General features: G+C 70.9%; 21 protein-coding genes. 5 read left to right on the top strand and 16 right to left on the bottom strand.

Going from position 1 to position 23,113, the window contains the following annotated elements; genetic code table 11:
* Positions 1-41: 41 nt before the first annotated feature.
* The 9 genes from NS283_RS11040 to NS283_RS11000 form a co-directional block, all read right to left on the bottom strand.
* Positions 42-890 carry a hypothetical protein gene (locus tag NS283_RS11040; RefSeq protein ID WP_058596916.1) on the bottom strand — a complete coding sequence of 283 codons (849 nt, stop codon included), beginning with the start codon at positions 888-890 and terminating at the stop codon, positions 42-44.
* Positions 887-1,552, bottom strand: a complete 666-nt coding sequence (locus tag NS283_RS11035) for a response regulator transcription factor (protein WP_058596915.1) — start codon at positions 1,550-1,552, stop codon at positions 887-889. Before NS283_RS11035 ends, NS283_RS11040 begins: the two co-directional genes overlap by 4 nt.
* Positions 1,540-2,910, bottom strand: a complete 1,371-nt coding sequence (locus tag NS283_RS11030) for a sensor histidine kinase (RefSeq protein WP_193752673.1) — start codon at positions 2,908-2,910, stop codon at positions 1,540-1,542. The genes NS283_RS11035 and NS283_RS11030 overlap by 13 nt, the downstream gene beginning before the upstream one ends.
* A 64-nt stretch (positions 2,911-2,974) precedes the next feature.
* Positions 2,975-4,279, bottom strand: a complete 1,305-nt coding sequence (locus tag NS283_RS11025) for a substrate-binding domain-containing protein (protein ID WP_058596914.1) — start codon at positions 4,277-4,279, stop codon at positions 2,975-2,977.
* 70 nt (positions 4,280-4,349) lie between these two features.
* The gene (gene mmsB / locus NS283_RS11020) at positions 4,350-5,615 is read right to left on the bottom strand and encodes a multiple monosaccharide ABC transporter permease (protein WP_241490381.1); all 1,266 of its coding nucleotides are present in this window, start codon (positions 5,613-5,615) and stop codon (positions 4,350-4,352) included.
* Entirely contained in the window at positions 5,602-7,128 is a 1,527-nt protein-coding gene (mmsA, locus tag NS283_RS11015; RefSeq protein ID WP_058596952.1) for a multiple monosaccharide ABC transporter ATP-binding protein, read from the bottom strand. The genes mmsB and mmsA overlap by 14 nt, the downstream gene beginning before the upstream one ends.
* Before the next feature lie 144 nt (positions 7,129-7,272).
* Positions 7,273-8,376, bottom strand: a complete 1,104-nt coding sequence (chvE, locus tag NS283_RS11010; protein ID WP_058596951.1) for a multiple monosaccharide ABC transporter substrate-binding protein — start codon at positions 8,374-8,376, stop codon at positions 7,273-7,275.
* A gap of 290 nt (positions 8,377-8,666) precedes the next feature.
* A complete protein-coding gene (locus NS283_RS11005; protein WP_058596913.1) occupies positions 8,667-9,692 on the bottom strand; it encodes a LacI family DNA-binding transcriptional regulator in 1,026 nt (341 codons plus the stop codon).
* A gap of 93 nt (positions 9,693-9,785) precedes the next feature.
* A complete protein-coding gene (locus NS283_RS11000; protein ID WP_058596912.1) occupies positions 9,786-11,108 on the bottom strand; it encodes a M20/M25/M40 family metallo-hydrolase in 1,323 nt (440 codons plus the stop codon).
* Between the two features lie 83 nt (positions 11,109-11,191).
* Between NS283_RS11000 and NS283_RS10995 the strand changes: the two genes are divergently transcribed.
* Positions 11,192-12,175: a Gfo/Idh/MocA family protein gene (locus NS283_RS10995; RefSeq protein WP_058596911.1), complete on the top strand. Its 984-nt coding sequence runs from the start codon at positions 11,192-11,194 to the stop codon at positions 12,173-12,175.
* Between the two features lie 677 nt (positions 12,176-12,852).
* Complete coding sequence (locus NS283_RS10990) at positions 12,853-13,713, top strand: NYN domain-containing protein (RefSeq protein ID WP_058596910.1); 861 nt, start codon at positions 12,853-12,855, stop codon at positions 13,711-13,713.
* A gap of 95 nt (positions 13,714-13,808) precedes the next feature.
* On the opposite strand, the gene NS283_RS10985 is transcribed toward NS283_RS10990, so the two are convergent.
* Together NS283_RS10985 and NS283_RS10980 are read right to left on the bottom strand one after the other, a co-directional pair.
* Complete coding sequence (locus tag NS283_RS10985; RefSeq protein ID WP_058596909.1) at positions 13,809-14,435, bottom strand: hypothetical protein; 627 nt, start codon at positions 14,433-14,435, stop codon at positions 13,809-13,811.
* Positions 14,432-16,000: an ATP-dependent DNA ligase gene (locus NS283_RS10980; RefSeq protein ID WP_058596908.1), complete on the bottom strand. Its 1,569-nt coding sequence runs from the start codon at positions 15,998-16,000 to the stop codon at positions 14,432-14,434. The genes NS283_RS10985 and NS283_RS10980 overlap by 4 nt, the downstream gene beginning before the upstream one ends.
* Positions 16,001-16,173: 173 nt before the next feature.
* Here NS283_RS10980 and NS283_RS10975 point away from each other — a divergent pair, with 173 nt between their 5' ends.
* The gene (locus NS283_RS10975) at positions 16,174-17,820 is read left to right on the top strand and encodes a RecQ family ATP-dependent DNA helicase (RefSeq protein WP_058596907.1); all 1,647 of its coding nucleotides are present in this window, start codon (positions 16,174-16,176) and stop codon (positions 17,818-17,820) included.
* Between the two features lie 94 nt (positions 17,821-17,914).
* Here NS283_RS10975 and NS283_RS10970 read toward each other — a convergent pair whose 3' ends face one another.
* Together NS283_RS10970 and NS283_RS10965 are read right to left on the bottom strand one after the other, a co-directional pair.
* Entirely contained in the window at positions 17,915-18,322 is a 408-nt protein-coding gene (locus tag NS283_RS10970) for a DoxX family protein (RefSeq protein WP_153003344.1), read from the bottom strand.
* A 16-nt stretch (positions 18,323-18,338) separates the two neighbouring features.
* Positions 18,339-19,511 carry a DUF418 domain-containing protein gene (locus NS283_RS10965; RefSeq protein ID WP_241492237.1) on the bottom strand — a complete coding sequence of 391 codons (1,173 nt, stop codon included), beginning with the start codon at positions 19,509-19,511 and terminating at the stop codon, positions 18,339-18,341.
* A gap of 22 nt (positions 19,512-19,533) precedes the next feature.
* On the opposite strand from NS283_RS10965, the gene NS283_RS10960 reads away from it, so the two are divergent.
* Both NS283_RS10960 and NS283_RS10955 read left to right on the top strand, forming a co-directional pair.
* The gene (locus tag NS283_RS10960; protein WP_058596905.1) at positions 19,534-20,130 is read left to right on the top strand and encodes a TetR/AcrR family transcriptional regulator; all 597 of its coding nucleotides are present in this window, start codon (positions 19,534-19,536) and stop codon (positions 20,128-20,130) included.
* Positions 20,131-20,139: 9 nt separating this feature from the next.
* The gene (locus tag NS283_RS10955) at positions 20,140-20,616 is read left to right on the top strand and encodes an NUDIX domain-containing protein (protein WP_058596904.1); all 477 of its coding nucleotides are present in this window, start codon (positions 20,140-20,142) and stop codon (positions 20,614-20,616) included.
* Between the two features lie 11 nt (positions 20,617-20,627).
* On the opposite strand, the gene NS283_RS10950 is transcribed toward NS283_RS10955, so the two are convergent.
* From NS283_RS10950 to NS283_RS10940, 3 genes are all read right to left on the bottom strand, one after another.
* Positions 20,628-21,248, bottom strand: coding sequence for a hypothetical protein (locus tag NS283_RS10950; protein WP_058596903.1), 621 nt, complete (start codon positions 21,246-21,248; stop codon positions 20,628-20,630).
* Positions 21,249-21,513: 265 nt separating this feature from the next.
* Complete coding sequence (locus NS283_RS10945) at positions 21,514-22,290, bottom strand: LLM class flavin-dependent oxidoreductase (protein ID WP_058596902.1); 777 nt, start codon at positions 22,288-22,290, stop codon at positions 21,514-21,516.
* Positions 22,287-23,113, bottom strand: an 827-nt coding sequence (locus tag NS283_RS10940; RefSeq protein WP_058596901.1) for an LLM class flavin-dependent oxidoreductase, incomplete at its 5' end; no start/stop codon positions are given. The genes NS283_RS10945 and NS283_RS10940, both read right to left, overlap by 4 nt.

Here is a 23,113-nt window from a genome sequence, read left to right as displayed (position 1 = left end):
CCGACGTATCGGGGTCCACGAGGCGGGCGCCGTCGCGACGCTCAGGACGACAGAGACACCTGCCCCAGCGCCGCCTCGACGTCGACGACGGCCTTCGCCGACGACGAGGTGCGCAGGCTGTTGTCGACCGAACCGATACCGTCCTGGTTCACGACCCGGTACTCGTCGTCGGGCAGTGTGATGTCGGCGGATCCCGCCGTGACCGTGACCGTCGTGCGGCTGGGGGTCGCACCGCTCAACCCGGCCGTCAGCTCCCCGCCGGCGACCTCGAAGGTCGCCGTGTCGACATCCTCGACGTCGGCCGTGGCGGCGCCGCCGGCGACCGTGACCTCGAGGGTCTCGGCGCTCCCGGACAGGTCGACCGCACCGCCGGCCAAGTTCACCGTCAGCGCGCGCATCTCGGCGTCGAGGTCGAGCGTCCCGCCCGTGACGTCGATGCGCCCGTCGAGCGGCGAACCTTTCAGGCTGCGCGGGAGCGTCAGCGTCGCGCCCGGGCTCCGGTCCCAGTCGACGAAGGCTCCCCGCGGCGACGACACGCGCAGCGTGTCGCCCGTGCGCTCGAACGTCCAGCCGCCGCGTCGATTGCCCCCGGCCTCGAGCGTCGCGTCGGTCCCATCGCCGTACTCGATCGTGAGCGAGCCTCCGGCGACGTCGACCGAGAGATCGGTGAGGCCGCGCGCCGAGACGGAGCCCGCGTTCACACCGGATCGCGTGTCGGCGAGCGTGGCCGCCGCGGTGATCGCGGTGCCGCCCACCGTGCCGACGAGGGCGATCGCTCCGACGACGATCGTGACGATCGACACCGCGAGCACGGTTCCCCGGCGCGAGGTCTGCGCCGGCGGAGGAGTCGGCTCGACGGGGGTCGGCTCGAGGGGGGTCTGCGTGGTCATGACGTTGCTCCGGTGTGGTCGTGGCCCAGGTGCACGAGGGCGGCGATGACGCGGCGGTTGCCGGTCTCGTCCTGCTCGAGGCCGAGCTTGGTGAAGATGGCGGTGATGTACTTCTCGACGCTGGCCTCGCTCACGAAGAGCGCGGCGGCGATGGCCTGGTTCGACCGGCCTTCCGCGATGAGCGCGAGCACGCTGCGCTCCCGCTCCGTCAGGCTCTGCAGACGCTCGTCACGACGGCGACGGGCGAGGAGCTGGCCGACGACCTCGGGGTCGAGCACGGTCGCTCCCCCGCTGATGCGGGCGACCGCGTCGAGGAAGTCGCGGACGTCGGCGACCCGGTCCTTCAGCAGGTAGCCGAGCGAGCCCTGCCCATCGGCGATCAGGTCGCTGGCGTACTGCTCCTCGACGTACTGCGAGAGGACGAGGACAGCGAGTCCCGGATGCCGGGACCTCAGCGCGATCGCCGCGCGGATGCCCTCGTCGGTCCAGGTCGGCGGAAGCCGCACGTCGAGGACGCAGAGGTCGGGGGCGTGCTCGTCGACCGCGGCCTGGAGCCCGTCGGCGTCGGGCAGGGCGGCGACGACCTCGTGACCGTCGTCGGCGAGAAGGCGGACGAGCCCCTCGCGCAGCAGCACGGAGTCCTCGCAGATCAGGATGCGCACGGGACGCTCACCTCCACGGTCGTGGGTCCGCCCTGGGGGCTGTCGATGCGCGCCGTGCCGCCGGCGGCGGTGACGCGGTTGACGATGCCGTCGAGGCCACCGCCCGGGACAACGCGCGCCCCGCCCAGCCCGTCGTCCTCGACCCGGGCCCAGAGGGTCCCGTCCTCGCGGAGGCGGACGTGTACGCGACACCCGGTCGCCCGGGAGTGCTTCGCCGCATTCGTCAGGGCCTCGGCGATCGCGAAGTACACGGCGGCCTCCGCCGGACGACTGCACCGACGCGGCAGACGCACGTCGAGGGTCACGGGGATGTGCGAGCGCGACGCGAGCGCCGAGAGGGCGGCATCCAGTCCCCGATCATCGAGCACCGAGGCGTGGATGCCACGGGCCAGCTGCCGGAGTTCGGTGATCGCCGACTTGGTCGAGGCGTGCGCCTCGGCGACGAGCGCTTTCGCCGTCTCAGGGTCGTCGTCGATCTTGGTCTGGGCGAGCCCCAGGGTCATGCCGATCGAGACCAGTCGCGGCTGGACGCCGTCGTGGAGATCGCGCTCGATGCGTGTGCGCTCGACCTCGGCGGCGCGGACCGCTCCGGCACGGCGGGTGTCGGAGGTGCGTGCGCGCTCCTCGAGCTCCGCTTCCCGCGAGGGGACGAAGATCGCGCGGACGATCACGCCGTGCAGCACGGCGAGTCCGACGATGGCGGCGAGCGATGCGACGAGCGCGATGACACCGACGAGGGGCGCAGCGAACCCGTCGAGCGGAAAGATGCCGAGGAAGCGCGTATCCGGCCACCCGACGATCGGGGCGATCGCGAGGGCGAAGCCCCACGCCACGAGACCCGCGGCGGTCAGGGTGACCAGGCCCAGGATCGTGCCGATCGTGAACGAGGCCACCGCGCGCCACTGGCCGGGGTCGATCGCTTGCAGCCAGACCGTGTGGAGGAAGCCGACGAATCCGGGGCGCGGGCTGCGGCGGGGACTCAGCGCCGGGAGGCCGAAGCCGTAGAGGCCGTCGACACGGGCCCTCTCGAACCAGGCCACTGCGAAGAGGGCGTAGACGAGGGCGACGAGAACGACGACGCCGATCAGGAGCGCGAAGAGCAGTCCGATGCCGCCGCCCAGCATGCCGAACAGCGCGCTGAACACCATCGGGCCGATGAGGCCGAGCGCAGCCATCTGGGCCGCGGCCCCGGCGATGCGCCCGGGGGTGGCGATGCGCACACGGGACGAGGGGGTCACGGCCGGCTCGACGGGCGGCAGCGGCACGGTGTGGGCTGCGGTGTCCGCGGCGATGGTCGCGGAGTCGTCGCGTCCGGGCGGGTTCGGCGGAGGAGGCGGAAGAACGGATGCCGTGGTCATGTGTTCCACGGTAGGGGTGGGCCTCGTCTCCGCACCGCCCGGGCAGCCCCCGCCCTCGTTCGGGTTATCCCGAAAGCTCTTCGGGGGTCATCCAGCCGGTGTCGAGCAGGACACGCGTGATGTCGTCGGCACGAACGGTCTGCGGGCCGACCGCGACAGCCGGGACGTCCGTCGATCCGGGGAGCTCGGTGCCGTCCGACGCCGGTTCGCGCTCGTCGAGCAGCGCTTCCACGGCATCGGCGATCGGCGCGGCCAGATCGCGCGTGTCGACGAAGACGGTCGCGGTGAGTGCGCCCTGCTCGAGGGCGCGCACGGTGCCGACGTCGGCTCCGGAGACGACGATGATCGGGTCCGGACGTTCGGCGGTCGGCGACGAACGCTCCGCGGCCGGCGAGGGCGACGGCGTCGGCGACGGCGTGGGCGAAGCGGTCTCGGAGACGGGCGGGTCGGTGGTCAGCGCGGTCACGACACCGCGGGTCACGTCGTCGCCGAGGGCGAGGAACGCCGTGCGGCCGGCCGTCTCACCCCGCGCGTCCGCCTCCGCGACGACGTTCCGCACGCGCTTCTCCGCGGCGTCCGAGACGTCGAGCGGATCCGCGTCGACGGCGGCCTCATCCCACGTCGCGCCCGACACAATGACCAGGCGCCCCTCGTCGACCGCGGGGGTCAGGGCGTCGAGCGCTGCGGCGTGACGGCGCTGTTCCCAGCCGTCGTCCGCGGCGCCGGCGAGCATGGTCAGTTCGACGGGTCCGGCCGGCGAGGTCGGGCTGACGTCGTCGGGTGCGACCGTCTCGGGCGCGTCGCTCTCGGGCGTCTCGGTCGCGGGCGTCTCGGTCGCGGTGGTCTCGGTCCCGGGGGCGGGCGTCGGGTCCGTGGCATCCGCCCCCTGCCCCGCGTCGAGCGCGTCGAGCAGAGCCTGGGCCTGGGCGCGGCCGAGCTCTTCCGGCTCGACCACCGCGGCGAACCCCCCTCCGGCAACGGCGAGACCGCGACCGAGGAGGGCGATCGGAACGCCGTCTTCCTCGGCGAGTTCGGCGGGCGCCGCGAGCTCCTCGGTGGACAGGGGCGCGACGATCACGGCATCCACCCCCTTGGTGAGCATGTTCTGCACCTGCGAGGCCTGCGTTCGCGCGTCGTCGGCGGCATACTCCAGGTCGACGCGGTAGCCACGATCGCGAAGTTCGGATGCCACGGCCTCCCCCGCGCGCTCCCATCCGGCGTCGGTGGTCGAGGGCAGCGCGACGCCGATCACGCCGGCCCCGTCGCTCGAGCCGGCCGCCCGGTTCGACGTCGCCGTGCAACCGGCGAGTCCCAGCGCGAGCACGGCGAGCACCGCGGCGGCGCGGCGGACGGGCGTGCGGGGGGTCACCGTTCCATCCTGCCGCAGGAACGACGAGACGCCCCGGCGCCGAAGCGTCGGGGCGTCTCGATGGGGTGGATCAACCGCGCGTGCGGTTCTTGTTCCACACGTCGAAGGCCACGGCCAGAAGGAGCACGAGACCCTTGATGAACTGCTGGACGTCGGTCGAGATACCCATGAGCGACATGCCGTTGTTGAGCACACCCATGACCAGACCACCGGCGATCGCGCCGACCACGCGGCCGACACCGCCCTGGACGGCGGCGCCACCGATGAACGAGGCGGCGATGGCATCCAGCTCGAACAGGTTTCCGGCGCCGGGGCCGGCGGAGTTCAGTCGGCCCGTGAAGACGATGCCCGCCAGGGCCGCGAGGACGCCCATGTTCACGAAGAGCAGGAAGTCGACGCGACGGGTGTTGATGCCCGACAGCTTCGCGGCGGTGCGGTTGCCGCCGATCGCGTAGATGTGGCGACCGAACACGCTGCGGCTCATGACCGTGGAGTACCCGATGATCAGCACGCCGAGCACGACGAGCACGATGGGCGTCCCGCGCGACCCCGGAGCGACACCGAGCAGGTAGGTGAGGTAGGCGATCAGGGCGCCGCCGCCGATGAGCTTGACGAGGAAGGCGACCTGCGGTTCGTTCTGCAGTTCGAGCGCCGCGCGCTTCGCCCGCTGACGCACCTGGGAGACGACGAAGAGGACGAGGGTCAGCACGCCGAGGCCGACGGTGATCCACTCCGCCGGCGAGGACGCGGCCGGGAACAGGTCGGGGAAGAGGTAGCCGCCGCCCAGCGCGCGGTACTCCGTGGGGAACGGCGTGATCTGGGTGTTGCCCAGGGTCATCTGGGTCAGACCGCGGAAGAGCAGCATGCCCGCCAGGGTCACGATGAAGGCCGGGATGCCGATGTACGCCACCCAGAAGCCCTGCCACATGCCGACCACGGCACCGAGGAGGAGCGAGAGCAGGATGCCGAGCCACCAGGGCAGGCCCCACTGCACGATCAGCACACCCGAGACCGCACCGACGAAGGCGGCGACCGAACCGACCGACAGGTCGATGTGTCCGGCGATGATGATCATCACCATGCCGATCGCGAGGATCAGGATGTAGCTGTTCTGGACGATGATGTTCGACACGTTGCCCGCGGTGAGCAGGCGCCCGCCGGTCAGCGCCTGGAAGAGCAGGACGATGACGATCAGGGCGATGAAGATGCCGATCTCACGCAGTCGCGACGTGAAGAACTGCAGAATGCTGCCGGCACCGCCGCCGGTGCCGCCGCCGACGGGACCCTTCGGCGTCGCGGGACCCTGCGGGGTCACGGTGTTGTCAAGCGCTGACATGGTCGGCTTCCTTTTCCTTCGTCATGAGCACCATGAGTGCCTCGGGAGTGGCCTCTTCGATGGGCAGCTGGCCGGTGATGTGGCCTTCGCTGAGGGTGTAGATGCGGTCGCAGATGCCGAGCAGCTCGGGGAGCTCCGAAGAGATCACCAGCACGCCCTTCCCCTGTGCCGCGAGGGAGTTGATGATCGTGTAGATCTCGTACTTCGCGCCGACGTCGATGCCGCGCGTGGGCTCGTCGAGGATGAGCACCTCGGGGTCGGAGAAGAGCCACTGCGACAGCACGACCTTCTGCTGGTTGCCGCCGGAGAGCTTCCCGACGACCACGTCGACGCTCGGCGCCTTGATGTTCATCGACTTGCGGTAGCGGTTGGCGACGAGGTATTCCTCGTCGCCGTCGACGAACCCGCCCTTCACGAGCTTGCGCATCCCGGCGATCGAGATGTTGCGCTTGATGGTGTCGATCAGGTTGAGTCCGGCGCCCTTGCGGTCTTCGGTGACGTACGCGAGTCCGCTGCGGATCGCCGCGGGGACCGTGGAGGTGTCGACCTTCTGGCCGCGCACGTACACGTTCCCCGAGATGCGCGAGCCGAAGCTCTTGCCGAAGACGCTCATCGCGAGCTCCGTGCGACCGGCACCCATGAGACCGGCGATCCCGACGACCTCGCCGGCGCGAACGGTGAGGTTCGCGTTGTGGATGACCGTGCGACTGGCATCCGTGGGGTGACTGACGTTCCAGTCCTCGATGCGCAGGACCTCTTCGCCGATCTCGACGTCCCGGTCCGGGTAGCGGTTCTCGAGCTCGCGTCCGACCATCCCGCGGATGATGCGGTCTTCGCTCGTGCCGCCGGTGGCGACGTCGAGCGTCTCGATCGTGCGCCCGTCGCGGATGATCGTGACCTCGTCGGCGATCGCGCGGATCTCGTTGAGCTTGTGGCTGATGATGATGCAGGTGATCCCCTGGCCCTTGAGGTGACGGATCAGATCCAGCAGGTGCTCGGAGTCGTCGTCGTTCAGGGCCGCGGTGGGCTCGTCGAGGATGAGGAGCTTGACGTCCTTCGACAGCGCCTTCGCGATCTCGACGAGCTGCTGCTTGCCGACGCCGATCTCGTTGACGGGCACGTCGGGGCTGTCGCCGAGCCCGACGCGGGCGAGCAGCTTCGACGCCTCGCGGTTGGTCGCGTCCCAGTCGATGAGACCGCGGTGGGTGATCTCGTTGCCGAGGAAGATGTTCTCGGCGATCGAGAGGTAGGGGCTCAGCGCGAGCTCCTGGTGGATGATGACGATGCCGGCGGATTCGCTGTCGCGGATGTCCTTGAACTCGACGGTCTTGCCGTCGAAGACGATCTCGCCGCGGTAGTCGCCCGCGGGATACACACCGCTGAGCACCTTCATGAGAGTGGACTTGCCGGCGCCGTTCTCGCCACAGATGGCGTGGACCGTTCCGCGCCCGACGGTCAACGACACGTCGGCGAGCGCGATGACGCCGGGGAACTCCTTGGTGATCGAGCGCATCTCGAGGATGGTGCTCACGAGGTCCTCCTTGCAGGGCCGGCCATGGGCCGGTGGGGGTGAGAGACGTGGGGGCGCCTCCGCCGCGACCGAACGGGTCGATCGCGGCGGAGGCGGTGCGGGCGGCGCAGGGCGCGCCCGCGGGGATTACTTGAGGTCGGCCTCGGTGTAGTAACCGCTGTCGATCAGGACTTCCTTGTAGTTGTCCTTCGTCACGATGGTCGACTGCAGGAGGTACGAGGGGACGACCTTCTTGCCGTTGTCGTAGGTCTTCTCGTCGTTGACCTCGGGGGTCTCGCCCTTGCGGATGTCGTCGACCATGGTCACGGCCTGCTTGGCGAGCTCGCGCGTGTCCTTGAAGATCGTCGAGTACTGCTCGCCGGCGATGATCGACTTGATCGAGCCGGCCTCGGCGTCCTGACCCGTGATGACGGGGAGGTCGCTGGCCGAGTAGCCGCCCGAGGTGAGGGCCGAGATGATGCCGATCGACAGACCGTCGTAGGGCGAGAGCACACCGTTGAGCTTGGTGCCCCCGATGACGGTGAGGATGTTCTCCATGCGCTTCTGCGCCGTCTCGGGCAGCCAGCGGAGGATCGCGGCCTGGCCGAACTCGGTCTGACCCGAGGGCACCACGAGCACGCCCTTGTCCATGTACGGCTTCAGGGTGTCCATCGCGCCGTTCCAGAAGAACGTGGCGTTGTTGTCGTCGGGGCTCCCGGCGAACAGCTCGACGTTGAACGGGCCGGTGGCGCCGGTCTCCTTGCCCGAGGCGTCGAGGACGCCGAGGCCCGTGAGGAGCGAGGTGGCCTGCTGGACGCCGACCTTGTAGTTGTCGAATGTCGTGTAGTAGTCGACGTTCTCGGTGCCGTTGATGAGGCGGTCGTACGCAATGACGGGGATGTTCGCGTCCTTGGCCTGCTGCAGCACGTCGGTGAGCGTGGTGCCGTCGATCGAGGCGATGATCAGGGCCTTGGCGCCCGTGGTGATCATGTTCTCGATCTGCGAGACCTGGGTCGGGATGTCGTCGTTGGCGTACTGCAGGTCGACCTGGTAGCCCAGCTCCTCGAGCTGCGACTTGACGTTGTTGCCGTCGGCGATCCACCGCTCCGACTGCTGGGTCGGCATCGCGACGCCGATGGTGCCACCCGCCTCCTGGTCGCCGCCAGCGCTGTTGCCCGTGCGGTCTCCGGCGCAACCGGCGAGGCCGATGCCGAGCGCGAGAACGCCCACTCCGGCGATCGTCTTGAGCATGCTGTGCTTGTTCACTCTGGTTCCCTCCATTGGGTTTTTGCGCGGTGTCTCCACGTGGAGCCCACCGCGGTCTCTGCGGACGAGGTCACGCCGGACGCACGATTCGACAGGGCGAAACGAAAGACGGTCGAAACATCTTCGTCTCGACGGATCCGCTCCGCAGCGAGTCCCGTCGGTCGTGTGACCGGTCATGTGACCGTTCACATTGTGTGTGTGATGCTACCCCCGTGCGGGACCGACGTGTCAAGTCCCCGTGCGCACCCCGTCCAGCCGTTGCCGAAATGTGACGATCAGCGACTGGGTGGCGCGGTCGACGATCGCACGATCAGGCGCAGGTGGTCGGGCTCGACCGAAGCGCCCGCGTCGGCGGGTTCACCCAACGCGGCGAGGACCTCGCGCACCGCGCGCGCGCCGATGCCCGCGAAGTCCTGCCGCACCGTCGTGAGCGGCGGCCACAGGTGCGCCGACTCCGGCACATCGTCGAAGCCGACCACCGAGATGTCCTCGGGCACCGAGCGTCCTATGGCCCGGACGGCATGCATGAACCCGAGCGCCATATGGTCATTGCCCGCGAACACCGCTGTCGCGTCCTCGGTGCGCAGCAGTTCGAGGCCCGCTTCGAAACCGAACTGCGCCGTCCAGTCGCCGAGGACGGGTGGACGCGGCGCGAGGTCGTTGGCATCCATCTCCGCCAGGTACCCCCGCATGCGGTGGTCGGCCTCGACCCAGTCGCGGGGACCGGCGATGTGCAGGATGCGCGTGTGCCCGATCTCGATGAGGTGGCGAACCGCGGCGCGCGCGCCGGCCGCCTGGTCGTTGTGCGAGGTCGAGGTGCCCGTCGAGGCGACGATCTGCACCGGCACGGGGAGCCGCAGCTCGTCGAGGATCGGAACGACGCGCGTCTGCGGCGCGACCGCGATCAGTCCCTCGACCGACTGCTGCATGAGGTGATCGATCGAGGCACGCACGTCCTCGGGGGCGCTCGTGGCCAGATTCGTCAGGGTCAGCCGGTATCCCGCGGCGCGGGCTGCGGACTCGATGGCCTGGACCATCGTCGCCGTGCCGTGCGTCGTCGTCCTCGGACCGAGGACGCCGATGAGACGCGAACGACTCGTCGCCAGGGCGCGTGCCGCCTGATTCGGGACGAACTTCAGCTCGGCGATCGCCGAGCGGACCCGCGCCGCCGTCTCGGGGCGGAGCTGGGGGCTGTTGTTGATGACCCGCGAAACCGTCTGATACGACACCCCCGCGAGACGCGCCACGTCGCGGATGCTGGGGGCACGGCCCGTGGCATCCGGAAGGTCGGTCTCGCTCATGGTTCGCCTCTTTGCGTCAACGGCCCTCGCGTGACCGGTCACACGAGGATAACCCGGCGCTTCGCCCGTTGCGTGCCGCGCGCGATCGCACGGTCAGGATTCGAGCAGAGCCCGGTAGAAGCGGATGCCGCGGAGCCAGGAATCCACGCGGATGCGCTCGTCCGGCGCGTGCAGAGCGTCGCGCTCTGCACGGGTGAGGTGGAAGGGCGCGAAGCGATACACGTTCGCGGTGAGACCGGTGTAGAAGCGGCTGTCGCTCGCCCCGAGCTGGAGGTACGGCAGAGGCACCACGTCGTCCCCGAGCGTCGCGACAACCGCACTCGCCACGCGGCGCCACTCGTCGCCGTGCCAGGGTGACACCGGAGAGGCCTCGCCGCCCTGGCGGAGCTCGAGGTCGACGAGCGGATCCGCGACGGCGCGGCGGAGATGGATCGCGACGTCGGAGAGCGTGTCTCCGGGGAGGAGGCGGACGTTCACGCTCGCGCGCGCCGTCGTGGCCAGGACGTTCTCGCCGGCCGCGCCCTCGAGCCGGGTCACGACCGCGGTCGTGCGGACGAGCGCATTCGTCTCGGGACCGAGGAGAGAGAACGCGGCGGTGACGACCGGCGCCGACAGGCTGGTGCGCCGGAAGAGCGTGCGGAGGGGTTCCCCCGCGTGGGCGGCGGCCGTCCCGAGCATCGCGCGCACCGGATCCGCGAGCCGCAGCGGGAACGGACGTCGACGCAGGCGGTCGATCGCGCGCGCGAGCCGGGCGGTCGCGGGCAGGCGCGGCGGAGTCGAGGCGTGGCCCCCGGCCTCGCGCGTGACCAGATCGAACGTCGCCACCCCGCGCTCGGCGACGCCGATCATCGCGGTCGGTGCCGCCACGCCCGGCAGCGCCCCCTCCACCACGGCCCCACCCTCGTCGAGCACAAGGGCCGGACGGATGCCACGCTCCGCGAGGAGCGCCGCGATCGCACGAGCCCCCGAGCCGTGCGTCTCTTCGTCGTGACCGAACGCGAGCCAGACGTCGGTCCGCGGCGTGACACCCTCCGCCAGCGCTTCTTCGACAGCCTCGAGGATGGCGACGAGAGCGCCCTTGTCATCTATCGCTCCGCGGGCATATATCACTTCTTCGGCCCCCTCCCCCTCGACGACGGCGTCGAAGGGCGGATGCCGCCACGCTTGCCCGTCCACCGGCACGACATCCTGGTGCGCGAGGAGCACGAGGGGCGCATCCGTCGACTCCCCCGCCCACCGGTACAGCAGCGAGTGACCGGCGACGATCTCGCGCTCCAACCGCGCGTGCGTCAGCGGGTAGAGCCGTGCGAGCGCCGCGTGGAACTCCTCGAACCGGGCTGTATCGACCTCGGCGAGGTCCACCCGGGAGACGGTGGGGATGCGCAGGAGCTCGCGGAATCGCTCGACGGGCGTCATGCAGCGAGCCTAAGCCCGCGGCATCCGAGACTCCCCGCGCAGACGGGGCGGTCGATGTCGGACGCCGCCGATACGGTGGGACCATGACCGGACTGCACTGGGGCATCCTCGCGACAGGTGGCATCGCCCACGCCTTCACCTCCGACCTCCGCACGGCGGGCCTCGACGTCGCCGCCGTCGGCTCCCGCCGCATCGAGAGCGCGCGCGAGTTCGCCGCGCAGTATGACATCCCGCACGCGCACGGCTCGTACGAAGAGCTCGTGAGCGACCCGACGGTCGACATCGTCTACATCGCCACCCCGCACCCGGGTCACGTCGACAACGCGCTGCTCGCCCTCGACCACGGCAAGCACGTCCTGGTCGAGAAGCCCTTCACGCTCAACGAGACCGAAGCCGCGATCATCCGCGACCGCGCCGCCGAGAAGGGCCTCCTCGCCATGGAGGCGATGTGGACCCGGTATCTCCCGCACATGGTGCGCATCCGCGAGATCATCACCGAGGGGACCCTCGGTGAGATCCGCGTGGTCTCGGCCGATCACACGCAGAAGATCTCGACCGACCCCGCTCACCGCCTCAACGCCCTCGAGCTCGGGGGCGGTGCCCTGCTCGACCTCGGCATCTATCCGATCTCGTTCGCCGTCGACGTGCTCGGCCTGCCGCAGAGCGTCTCGGCTGTCGCCCGGCTGTCGGATGCCGACAGCGACGCCGAGGTCGCCACGCTCTTCGTGCACCCCGGCGGCGCCCTCTCGACCACCGTGTCGTCCTCGCGCGGCGCCGGCGCGAACACCGCGCAGATCGTCGGCACCGAGGCCCGCATCGAGATCGACCGGGTCTGGTACACCCCCACGTCGTTCCGTGTGGTGTCGCCCGACGGCGATGTGCTCGAGGAGTTCACGACCGAGATCGAGGGTCGCGGCATGCAGTTCCAGGCCGAGGCCGCCGAGCGCTTCGTCGCGGCCGGCGTGACCTCGAGCGACGTGCTGCCGATCGACGAGACCGTCGCGATCATGGGCGTCCTCGACGAGGTCCGCCGCCAGATCGGCGTGGTCTACCCCGGGGAGCGCTGAGTCCGGGGTCGGTTCTCGGGGCAGCGCCGGGGCAGCGGCATCCATTCCCCGCACGGCGGGCCGCCGGGGCGTACCGTCGCGCGGAGTTCGTGGCCGACACGCCGCCACGAGACGGGCTTAACCGGCGCGCCGCGGACGAACTCCGCACGACGGCACACACCCCACCCCGACCGCAGCACCGGCCCACGGCATCCATTCCCCCCGGCGTGCGGCGCCCTGGGGCGTACCGTCCCGCGAAGTTCGTGCACGGTTCGTACGGGCGGTGGGCATCAGGGGCGTGCCGTCCCGCGGAGTTCGTGGCCGACACGCCGTCACCGGAGGGCCCGAACCGGCGCGCCGCGGCCGAACTCCGCGCGACGGCACACACCCCACCCCGACCGCAGCACCGGCCCACGGCATCCATTCCCCCGGCGTGCGGCGCCCTGGGGCGTACCGTCCCGCGAAGTTCGTGCACGGTTCGTACGGGCGGTGGGCATCAGGGGCGTGCCGTCCCGCGGAGTTCGTGGCCGACACGCCGCCACGAGACGGGCTGAACCGGCGCGCCGCGGCCGAACTCCGCACGACGGCACACCACGCAGCGACGAGCGGCACGCCGACCACCGCGCCCGGGAGCACGCCGAGCGGCGCGACCGACCGCGGACTGGCCCTGGCAGCCCCGACGGGTGAAACTGGATGCCATGCCCGAAACGCAGAGCGCCCGCGTCGCCGTCTATCTCGACTTCGACAACATCGTCATGTCCTGGTACGACCGGGTGCACGGCCGCAACGCCTATTCGCGCGATCGGCAGAAGATCGCCGAGAACCCGATGGATCCCGAGATCGCCGACCGGCTCACCAAGGCGACCATCGATGTCGGGGCGGTCATCGACTACGCGGCGTCGTTCGGCACACTCGTGCTCACGCGCGCCTACGCCGACTGGTCGGCACCGGTGAACGCTGAGTACCGCTCACAACTGGTCGCTCGCGCCGTCGATCTCGTGCAGCTCTTCCCCGCGGCGGCGTACGCCAAGAACGGTGCCGACATCCGCCTCGCGGTGGATGCCGTCGAAGACATGTTCCGTCTCCCCGACCTCACCCACGTCGTCATCGTCGCCGGCGACAGCGACTACGTCCCCCTCGCGCAGCGCTGTAAGCGACTCGGACGCTACGTCGTGGGCGTCGGCGTGGCCGGCTCGACGGCCAAGTCGCTCGCTGCGGCGTGCGACCGCTTCGATTCGTACGATTCGCTTCCCGGCATCCCGAATCTTGCGGAGACGAAGAAGGATGCCGCGCCCTCGCGGCCCCGCGCACGCAAGCGTTCGAAGGACCCGGCGGTCGACCTGCTCGACCGCGCAATGCAGCTCGAGGGCGAGCGCGCCGACGGCGAATGGCTGCACGCCTCCGCCGTGAAGGACCTCATGAAGCGCCTCGACCCCTCGTTCAGCGAGAAAGCGCTCGGGTTCCGGAGCTTCTCGGACTTCCTGAAGGCGCAGACGGATCACGTCGAGGTCGACGAGGAGTCCAACGTCGTGCAGGTCAAGGCGGTGTCGCGGGGCTGACCCGGCGCCATCCCGCCATCGATCCGCCGGCGACTCGAGAGCGCGCGGTCCATGCCGCGACGCGTCGGCAGCGGTGAGCCGAGACTCGCGGCGAGTCAGCGACGCGCGGCGCCCGGGGCGACGTGAGCGAGAACGCGGTCCCATACCGACGTGAGCGTGATCTCTCCGTTGACCGAGCCGATCTCGTCGTCGGGGACGACCTGCATCTCGGCCTCCCGCATGCGCCCGACGTACCACTCGGCGTCGGCGACCGCAGCGGGCCCCTCTCCCCCGACGATCACGAGCGCCTCCGCGTCGAGATGGTCGAGGAGAGGGGTACGCAGGTCACGGCTCAACGGGTCGGATGGACTCGCCACGCCGACGATCGCGAGGCGATCGACGACCGGCCCCATCGCCGCGGCGAGGTAGATCGCAATCGGTCCCGCCGCCCGTTCGCCCACGAGGCCCACGGTCGCGCCGGGGGCCTCACGCTCGAGGAGGTCGCGCAACGCTTCGACGGTGAGGCCCGCGGGCGTCTGTCCGCCGAACACCGGCGGATCCTCGAGTTCGGGGGCGTCGAGGCCCACCGCGACGACCCGCACGTCGTACCCCGAAGTCACACGCGCATCGGGATCCGTGGTTGAGACGTCGCCCGTACGGAGGACGAACACCGCCCGCGGAGCGCCCGGTGTACCGAAGCTGCGGTAGCCCAGTTCACCGTCGAGCCAGGGAGCCAGACTCATCGTGTCGTCCTCTCGTCGGGGGAGGTCACCGCTCCGGCGGCACCACCCGGAAGCATCGCCCGGAGGGTGCTGATCGTGTCGGCCTCGGCCGCCGGCTTGTCGGGGCGGTACCCCTTGACCCGGGCGAAGCGCAGAGCGATCCCGCCGGGGTACCGCACCGAGCGTTGCACCCCGTCGATCGCGATCTCGACCACGGTGTCGGGGACGACGCGGATGCCACCGGCCACCTCACCCATCGCCCGGTCCGCGAAGTGCGCGGTCTGCCACCGCAGGAGTTCGTCGGTCAGCCCCTTGAACGTCTTGCCCACCATCACGAAACCGCCCGGCTCACCGAACGCCCCCTCGGGATCACGCGCCCCGAGATGCAGGTTCGACAGCCACTCGGCACGGCGCCCGGACCCTCGCTCGACGCCCAGCACCACGAGGTCGAAGGTGTGCACGGGTTTGACCTTCAGCCAGCTCTTGCCGCGGCGCCCCGCCGCATAGGGCGCGTCGAGCCCCTTCACCATGACGCCCTCGTGTCCTGCGTCGAGCGCCGCCCGGGCGAAGGCATCGGCGGCCCTGGCATCGTCGGTCAGGAGGCCGGGAATGCGGTACTCCCCCGCGACACGCTGCAGCTCGTCGAGGCGCGCCTCGAGCGGTTCGTCGATGAGGTCGCGCCCGTCGACGTGCAGGATGTCGAAGAACCACGGCCGCAGAGCGATCTCGCGGGCCGTCTCGGCGCCGAAGCGCGCCATCGTGTCTTGGAACGGACGCGGAGCACCGTCGTCGTCGAGCGAAAGCGTCTCGCCGTCGAGGATCACGTCCTCGACGGGGAGCGAGCGCGCGACCTCGACGATCTCGGGCACGCGGTGCGTGACATCGGCGAGCGTCCGGGTGAACACGCGCACCTCGTCGCCGCGCCGATGGACTTGCACCCGCGCGCCGTCGAGCTTGTACTCCACCGACGCGCGGCCCGCGGCATCCAGAGCCTCCGCCACGGTCGCGGCCGTGGACGCCAGCATGGGCTGGACGCCGCGGCCGACCACGAACCCGACCGCGGTGAGGTCGTCGACGGAGCCGGTCAGGGCAATGACGGCGGTCTCACCCAGGTCGCCCGACAGCATGGCGGCCCGACGCACCGCGGCGCCGTCGCGTTCGGCGGCTCGAGCGATGGCATCCTGCAGGACGCCCTCGAGGGCACCCGTCCGCAGCTCGCCCGTCATGATCCGGACCAGGAGCTGCCACTCACTCGCGGTCGCGCGGGACGCGAGATCGTCGAGGAGGGCCGTCCGCACGGCCGCGGATCCCGCTCCGCCGATCTCGACGAGACGCGAGAACGCCTCGTCGACCTCGCGGATCGTGAGGGTCGGATCCGCCGCGTGCGCCCCTCCGCGCGCGGACAGCGTGCGCCAGCCGACGCCGAGCCGGCCCTGCCGAGGAGACGCCGTGAGCAGACCCACCGCCGGAGCGATCTCATCCGGCCCGAGGTCGCTGAGCAGGGCGGCCAGGGCGTCGACTTTGGCCAGGCGCGAGCGCGTGCTCGTCACCGCCACGAGGGTCGTCTCGATGTCGCCGAACAGCATGTTGGCATCCTGGCATCCCCCTCCGACATCGCTTCGACACTTGCGCGCGCGGAGCGGCCGTGCGAGGAGCACGTCGGATGTCGTGTGTTCCACACGCGCCCCCTCCTCGCAACCCCCGCGGCGATGTCGGAGGTTCAGGGTGTGCTGGAAGCCTCCCCCAGGAATGAGGCACCGTGAACGCACCCGCCACCCTCGAACAGTCCGCCCGCACCGCCCGCGAGGTGTTCGGCTGGGACGACCTGCTGCCCGGCCAGGCCGAGGCGATCGACGCGGTCGTGGGCGGCCGCGACACGCTCGTGGTGTTCCCCACGGGGGCGGGCAAGTCGGCGGTGTATCAGATCGCCGGATGCGAGCTGGGCGGGACGACCCTGGTGATCTCACCCCTGCTGGCGCTGCAGCGCGACCAGATCGACTCCATCGACGCGGCACCCGATGCCCCCGCCGCCGTCGCGCTGAACTCGCGCACGAGCGCCTCGGCGCGCAAGGCAGCCTGGGCGGCGATCGAGGGCGACGACGCCGTCTACGCGTTCCTCGCGCCGGAGCAGCTCGCCAACGCCGAGGTGTTCGAGCGACTCGCGCGCTCCGACGTGCGGCTGGTGGTGGTCGACGAAGCGCACTGCGTGTCGGCCTGGGGCCACGACTTCCGCCCCGACTACGCCCGCATCGGGGATGCCGTCGAGGCCCTCGGGCACCCGCCGGTCCTGGCGCTGACGGCGACGGCATCCGCGCCCGTCCGCGATGACATCGTCGCGAGCCTCGGCATGCGCGATCCGCACCTCGAGGTGCGCGGCATGGACCGCCCCGAGATCCACATGGCCGTCCGCCGCCACGAGCACGACGCCGACAAACGCCGTGCCGTGCTCGCGGACGTTCAGGATGCCGAGGGCCCGGCGCTCCTCTACGTTGCCACGCGCAAGGGCACCGAGCTGTACGCGGACGAGCTGGGTGAGCTCGGGCTCCGGGCGGCCGCCTACCACGGCGCGATGGCGCAGAAGCGACGTGATGAGGTGCATTCCGCGTGGAGCGCCGGCGAGCTCGACGTCGTCGTCGCCACCTCGGCGTTCGGGATGGGCGTGGACAAGAGCGACGTGCGCCTCGTCGTGCACGCCGACGTGACCGAGTCGCTGGACGCGTACGCGCAGGAGATCGGCCGCGCCGCGCGCGACGGTCAGCCCGCGCGGGCGATCCTCCACTATCGAGCCGAAGACTTCTCGCTGCGGTCGTTCTTCGCGGGTGGGCACACCAAGCGCGCCGACATCGCGGGGGTCTGGGATGTGCTGCGCCGTTCGCGCAAGCCGCTCCGAACGAAAGACGTCGCTGAGCGCAGCGGTCGCCCCGCTCGGGTCATCGGTCGCGTGCTCAATCAGCTCGTCGCGAGTGGTCTGGCCGTGTCGGGGGCCGAGGGCGTGTCCGTGCAGAAGAAGGTCTCGGCCGGCGACGCCGTCGCCGCCGTGCGTGAGCGCGACGAGGCCGAGGAGCGCATCCGTGCCTCGCGTATCGAGATCATGCGCGGCTACGCCGAGACCACGCACTGCCGCCGCCGTGCTCTGCTGGAGTACTTCGGTGTCGAGAGTCCCGCATCGTGCGGTTCCTGCGACCGGTGCGATCACGGCGTCGGCGCGCCGGTCGAGGCCACGGACGCGAACGACGACGGCGGGATCCGCATCGACTCGACCGTCCAACACGCGGAGTTCGGGACCGGCACGGTCATGGGCATCGAGGACGACCGACTGACGGTCTTCTTCCCCGAGCACGGCTACAAGATCCTCGCCCGCGCCGCGTTCGAGAACGGCATCCTGGAGCTCGGGGAGGCGGCCTAGAGCATCCCGCATCGTCTGCGGTCGCCGTCGCGCGTGGAGGGCGGCGGGGCGGGGCGCGGAGCGTCCCGCGGCGAAAGCGGAACGCGGCGCGACGTCAGCGCCGACGCGTCGCCCACCAGGCCCACGCCACGAGCGGGACCTGCAGGAAGAGCCGGACGAAACGCGCGCGATCGGTGTTCAGGCCGGGTGCCGATCGCCCCGTGCGCCACTGGTGCACGTTGCCGGGAAACACCGCGACGAAGAACGCGGCGATCGCCGCGCCGATCCGTCCGCGTTCTCGCGGGAGCGCGATGAGCGCGGTGCCGAGGAGCACTTCGGCCGCTCCGGATGCCACGACGATGGCGTCCTTGTCGGTGTGGAGCATCCTCGTCGCCCAGCCGGGCACGACGATGCGGTAGCCGCGACGACCCCACGTCAGGTGGCTGACGCCGGCGCCGACAAGGAGCATGGCCAGGCCGCCGCGCGCGACGGAGCGGATGGTGAGACCTCGGGGGCGTGGCATCCGGTCAGTCTTCCACTCACGACGCGGTCGAGGGCCGGTCGCGCGCGGCCAGGTTCGCGGCCGCGCGCCACAGCCACTCCACCGGTCCCGTCGAGAAGCGACGCAACCAGAGGTGCGCCGCGCTCGCGACGAGGACGGTGATCGCGACGAAGGCGATCACCGTCACGGGCACGCGCCAGGGCTCGAGACTCTCGGCGAGCCCGAACCCCCATCCGTAGAAGAGCGCGCCGCCGAGAAGGTTCTGCAGAAGATATGCGCTGAGCGCGACCCGGCCGATCTCGGTCGCGCGGCGGGCCCACCACCCGCTCACTCCACGGAACCGACAGAGCTCGACGATGAGTCCGAGAAGACCGAGGCCGACGACCGGTGCCGCAACGTACCGTTCGAGGAGGAGTCCCGCGGGCGTCGCCGTGAGGGCGAGCACGAGGTCGAGTGGAGCGGCGCACGCCCCCGCGACCATGAGTCGGCGACGCAGCCCTGCGCCGTCGGCCGTGAAGACACCGGCCCGCAAGAGGGCCGCGCCGGCGAGGAACATCGCGAGCGACAGGAAGCCGATGAGGACCGGTTCTGCGCGGAACACGTCGATGTTGTCCACGCGGAAAAGAGCGAGACCCCAGAACGATTCGGTGGCGTACGGACTTGGACCGTCCGGTAGCGCTCCATCGACGTTCGCCCCGGGAATCGCCGTAAGCGCCAGCACGATGAGCGAGATCATGGCGACGTGGAGACCGCCGAACACGAGGATCATCGCCCGTTGCGCCCGGGGCCGGGTCAGGAGCAGGAACGACACGATCGCAGCCGTGACGGCGTACCCCATCAGGACGTCGAACTCGGCGATGAGGACGTAGTTGACGACACCGTCGACGAACAGAAGCGCGGCGCGCCACAGGTAGCGTCCCGGCCACCGCCGTCGGTGGCTATGGGCCGAGCGATGCTGCAGGGCCAGGCCGATCCCGAAGGTGAGCGAAAGCAGCGCGAGGAACTTCCCCTGAGCCAAGGCCATGAGCACCAACTGGGCGTCGGCTGCCTGCTCCCCCGGAACCGTGGGCGAGCTCAGCATGCCGAGCAGACCCCACGGGTGCGAAAACACCCAGATGTTGGTCGCGAGCGTGCCGACGATGGCAACTCCGCGCACGACGTCGAGGGCCTGGACACGATGAGGACTGGGCAATACGTTCGTATTGGTCACGCCTTCACCGTAGCCTACGAGGGTGAACCCACGCGTTCCCCCCGCGCCCAGCAGCCGGGAGATCATCACCGAGGCGGTCCTCGACGTGCTGTCGACGCGGGGCGCTGACGACCTCAGCGTCCGCAAGGTCGCCGCCGCCGCGGGTGTCTCCGTCGGCGCGGTCCAACATCACTTCCCCACACGGGCGGCGCTGATCATCGGGGCCATGGATGCCGTGACCGCGCACTTCCACGATCGCGTCGGGGCCGCGTTGGCCGGAGTCGACTCGGCGGGCGAGCGCCTGAGCGTGTTCTGCGAGGAACTGGCCGCCCTCGGTGAAGCGGGCCGGCGGGACGCGATCGTGTGGACCGCCTTCGCCTCGCGCGCGGGCACCGATCCCGAGGTCCGCGCGATGCACGAGCGGGAGTGGCGGCGCACCGAAGAGGCCGTGCAAATGCTGCTGTCCGAGGCTTATCCCGCCGCCGACATCACCGCCAACGACGCGGGCCTGCTTCTCGCGGTCCTCGACGGCATCGCGGTGGCGCGTGGGGCCGAAGGGGACGGACGGATGCCGCCCGAGCGCGGGCAGAGGCTGGTCGCTGCGGCGTTGGCCCCGTTCGCCGCCAGGTCCGTTGCCTAAACTCGCCGCATGCCCGTCTCGGACTATGTCGCCTCGATCCGCTCGCGCATCGGAACCGACCTACTGCTCCTGCCGGGAGTGACCGCGGTGATCCGCGAACGGGATCGGTTCCTCCTGGCCCGCCACCGACACTCCGGGCTGTGGAGCCTGATGGGCGGAGCGGTGGAACCCGGCGAAGAGCCGGCCGAGGCCCTGCACCGCGAGATCGGCGAAGAAACCGGAGCCGCCGTGCGCATCCGCGGGATCGTCGGCGTGTATGGCGGGGACCCCATGATGGTGACCTACCCGAACGGCGATCAGGTCGGATACGTGACCACCGCCTACGACTGCGAGCTGCTGAGCGCGGCCGTCGCCGACCAAGATGAGCTGCTCGAAGTGGGATGGTTCGCGCGCGACGAGATCGCCGCGCTTCCCCGCAGGGACTGGATCGATCGAGTCATCGCGGACGCGCTGGTGGGGATGGAGACGGCCGGCACCTCAGCCTGACCCGCGCCGGATCAACCCTGACCGGGCAGACCGAAGCTCGTGCCGGGATCGGGCTCCGGGCACACGGAGGTCGAGCCGAGCGCGACGACGTCGGCTTGCACGGCGACGCTGGAACCTCTGCGATCCGCCCGGAAGAGGACGCCCTGCTGGGAGAGGTCCTCCGGGGTGAAGGCGACAGTCGCGGAGGTCGGCGGCGGGGCATCGCCGAACGAGCCGCCCCCGGTCGTGGCCTTCAATCCGGCGGGCGGGTTCTCGCGAATCCAGTCGATCGTCCCGTCCACATCGGCGTTCGGGACGAGCCACTCCCCGTGCCGCCCCGCGATCGGCGCGCAGATCCATCCGGCGAACGACGTGTACAACCGGGTGTTGTCATCCGTGCGCACCGCCCCCGCGGGCAGCGCGATCGCGCCGAGCCACGCATCGGCTTGGGCGATCGAGGCGGCGTCCGGAGTCGACGCGGGAGCCGGGGTCGGCTCCGAACCGAGGTTCGACTCCGTGGCGGGCGGCGGGCCGACCGAGGCCGCCGCGGCGCTCCCTGTGGGAGCGTCCCCCGCTGCCGGCGCACCGGTGCAGGCGGAAAGCAGCGCCGCAGTGGCCGCGATCGTCACGAGGGTCACCGGAAGTCGCCGCATGGGCCCATGCTACGGCGCGCGGCGCGGCGAACATCCGCACGGAGTCCCGCATCGACCGAGCGCGGCTCGGTAGCGAGAGCGACCCGGCAGCGAGAGCAACCCGGCGGCGAGCGCGCGGCCCGGCGTGTTCCGGAGTGCGCTCGGTGCGGGGCCCGCAGCGACCGCCCTCGCGCGCCGACAGGCGCGAATAGGCCAGCGGGAGAGCCGCGCAAACGACTGTCGCGTCGGCCCCGCGAAGACGGGTCAGCCGTGGCCCCCCTTCCCGTCAGCTCGGCGAGGGCGCCGTCCGCCGCACGAAGTCGATGTACGCCTCCACCGTATCTTCCGGCACGATCGCGCGGAGCACGACCTCGTCGGTCGCCGCGGTGTACGCCTCGAGCGCGTCGCTCAGCTCGGTGACGTCGCGGATCGTCGTGTCCGCGGCATCCACCCCCATCCGCGCGAAATTCGCGGCGTAGTTCGGGAACGACGCGTATCGCTCCGTCTCGGCCTCGAGGCGGGCCCGCGCGCCGGGAACGATCGCCGTCCGCACGTAGACCGCGATGTGCGCAGCAGGAGAGATCTCGTGCAGAGCGTCGGTCTGCGCGCGTGCCTCGACCGGCGGCACCCAGTTGAGAAGCACCCCCTCGGCCCGCTCGACGCCGGTGCGGCGCATTTTCGGACCGAGCGCGCCGACGAGCACACGCGGCATGCCCGCGCCGTGCAGCACCTCGATCGCGTCGCCGACCCGTGCCAGAGCGCCCTCTTTCGCGATGCCCGAGCCGATCCCTAGAGTCAACCGGTCGAGCGGAAGATCGAGGGACGCCACCTCTGCGGCGATCGCATCACCAGGTCGACGGTCGACAGGCACGACGCCGGTGGCGAGGTGCAGGCGCTCGGTCACCGTCGCCGCCGCGGCGAGCGCGGCAAGGGCGTCACCGTCGGGGGTGTCGTTGATCCAGAGCGCGTGGAACCCGGCTCTCTCGACCTCGGGGGCGATACGGGCGATCGACTCGGGGCCGAGCGCTCCCGCCAGTCCGAGCGAGACGACGCCCCGGGTCATGACACCCCTCCGGCGTTCGGAACGGCGATCGCCACCTGGCCGACCGCGGCGTAGAAGGCCGCGAGGTCGACGTCATCCGTCGGAAGCAGCACGACATCGTCGACGCCGGCGGCCTGGAATCGAGCGACGCCCTCGGCGACCTCGGATACGGAGCCGGCCAGCACCCGATCCGCGGCGTCAGGTCGGTCGCCCACCGCGGCTGCCGCCCGCTCCCGGGCGCCGGGACCGAAGGCCGTGAGCACGTAGGCGACGACATCGGTGCGGCCGTCGCGACCGGCATCCGCTCTCCCCGCCCGCACCACGCCGACGGCCTCGGCGATCTCGTCGACCGTGTGCCGACTGTCGAGGATGACGCCGTCGGCGACGGCACCGGCGAGAGCCAGGGTCTTCGGCCCTTCGGCCGCCGCGTAGACGAGCGGAGCCTCGGCGGGCGGCCAGTCGAGGGCGACCTCGCGCAGTCGCACGTATCTCCCCTCGGCGCTGACCGTGTCGCCCGCGAGCAACGAGCGGAGGGCGGGGAGCTGCTCCTGCATGAGCGTGAGCGGCGAGGCGGCCTTCGCCCCGATCTGACGCATCCAGTCCTGTACGCCGTGTCCGAAACCGGGGAGGAGCCGACCGGGGAACATCCGCTCGATCGTCGCGACCTCCATCGCCGAGGCGGCGACGTTGCGGAGGGGGAAAGGCGCGATCCCGACACCGATGCGCAGGTGATCGGTGACGGCGAGGGCGGCGGCTGCGGCGGCCCACGCGGAAGAGCGGAAGCAGTCTTCCCAGAGCCACAGCTCCTCGACACCGGCGTCCTCCGCCGCGCGCGCGGCGTCGC

The organism is Microbacterium testaceum (genome assembly GCF_001476285.1).
GTDB lineage: Bacteria > Actinomycetota > Actinomycetes > Actinomycetales > Microbacteriaceae > Microbacterium > Microbacterium testaceum_B.
Note: the sequence above shows the minus strand (reverse complement) of the source record. Positions and strands in the feature narration are given on the sequence as shown.

Excerpts from the sequence above, each read along its gene's own strand:
- NS283_RS11040 (WP_058596916.1), bottom strand. The coding sequence starts at position 890 with ATGACCACGCAGACCCCCCTCGAGCCGACCCCCGTCGAGCCGACTCCT.
- NS283_RS11030 (WP_193752673.1), bottom strand. The coding sequence starts at position 2,910 with ATGACCACGGCATCCGTTCTTCCGCCTCCTCCGCCGAACCCGCCCGGA.
- mmsB (WP_241490381.1), bottom strand. The coding sequence starts at position 5,615 with ATGTCAGCGCTTGACAACACCGTGACCCCGCAGGGTCCCGCGACGCCG.
- mmsA (WP_058596952.1), bottom strand. The coding sequence starts at position 7,128 with ATGCGCTCGATCACCAAGGAGTTCCCCGGCGTCATCGCGCTCGCCGAC.
- chvE (WP_058596951.1), bottom strand. The coding sequence starts at position 8,376 with ATGCTCAAGACGATCGCCGGAGTGGGCGTTCTCGCGCTCGGCATCGGC.
- NS283_RS11005 (WP_058596913.1), bottom strand. The coding sequence starts at position 9,692 with ATGAGCGAGACCGACCTTCCGGATGCCACGGGCCGTGCCCCCAGCATC.
- NS283_RS11000 (WP_058596912.1), bottom strand. The coding sequence starts at position 11,108 with ATGACGCCCGTCGAGCGATTCCGCGAGCTCCTGCGCATCCCCACCGTC.
- NS283_RS10995 (WP_058596911.1), top strand. The coding sequence starts at position 11,192 with ATGACCGGACTGCACTGGGGCATCCTCGCGACAGGTGGCATCGCCCAC.
- NS283_RS10990 (WP_058596910.1), top strand. The coding sequence starts at position 12,853 with ATGCCCGAAACGCAGAGCGCCCGCGTCGCCGTCTATCTCGACTTCGAC.
- NS283_RS10985 (WP_058596909.1), bottom strand. The coding sequence starts at position 14,435 with ATGAGTCTGGCTCCCTGGCTCGACGGTGAACTGGGCTACCGCAGCTTC.
- NS283_RS10980 (WP_058596908.1), bottom strand. The coding sequence starts at position 16,000 with ATGCTGTTCGGCGACATCGAGACGACCCTCGTGGCGGTGACGAGCACG.
- NS283_RS10970 (WP_153003344.1), bottom strand. The coding sequence starts at position 18,322 with ATGCCACGCCCCCGAGGTCTCACCATCCGCTCCGTCGCGCGCGGCGGC.
- NS283_RS10955 (WP_058596904.1), top strand. The coding sequence starts at position 20,140 with ATGCCCGTCTCGGACTATGTCGCCTCGATCCGCTCGCGCATCGGAACC.
- NS283_RS10950 (WP_058596903.1), bottom strand. The coding sequence starts at position 21,248 with ATGCGGCGACTTCCGGTGACCCTCGTGACGATCGCGGCCACTGCGGCG.
- NS283_RS10945 (WP_058596902.1), bottom strand. The coding sequence starts at position 22,290 with ATGACCCGGGGCGTCGTCTCGCTCGGACTGGCGGGAGCGCTCGGCCCC.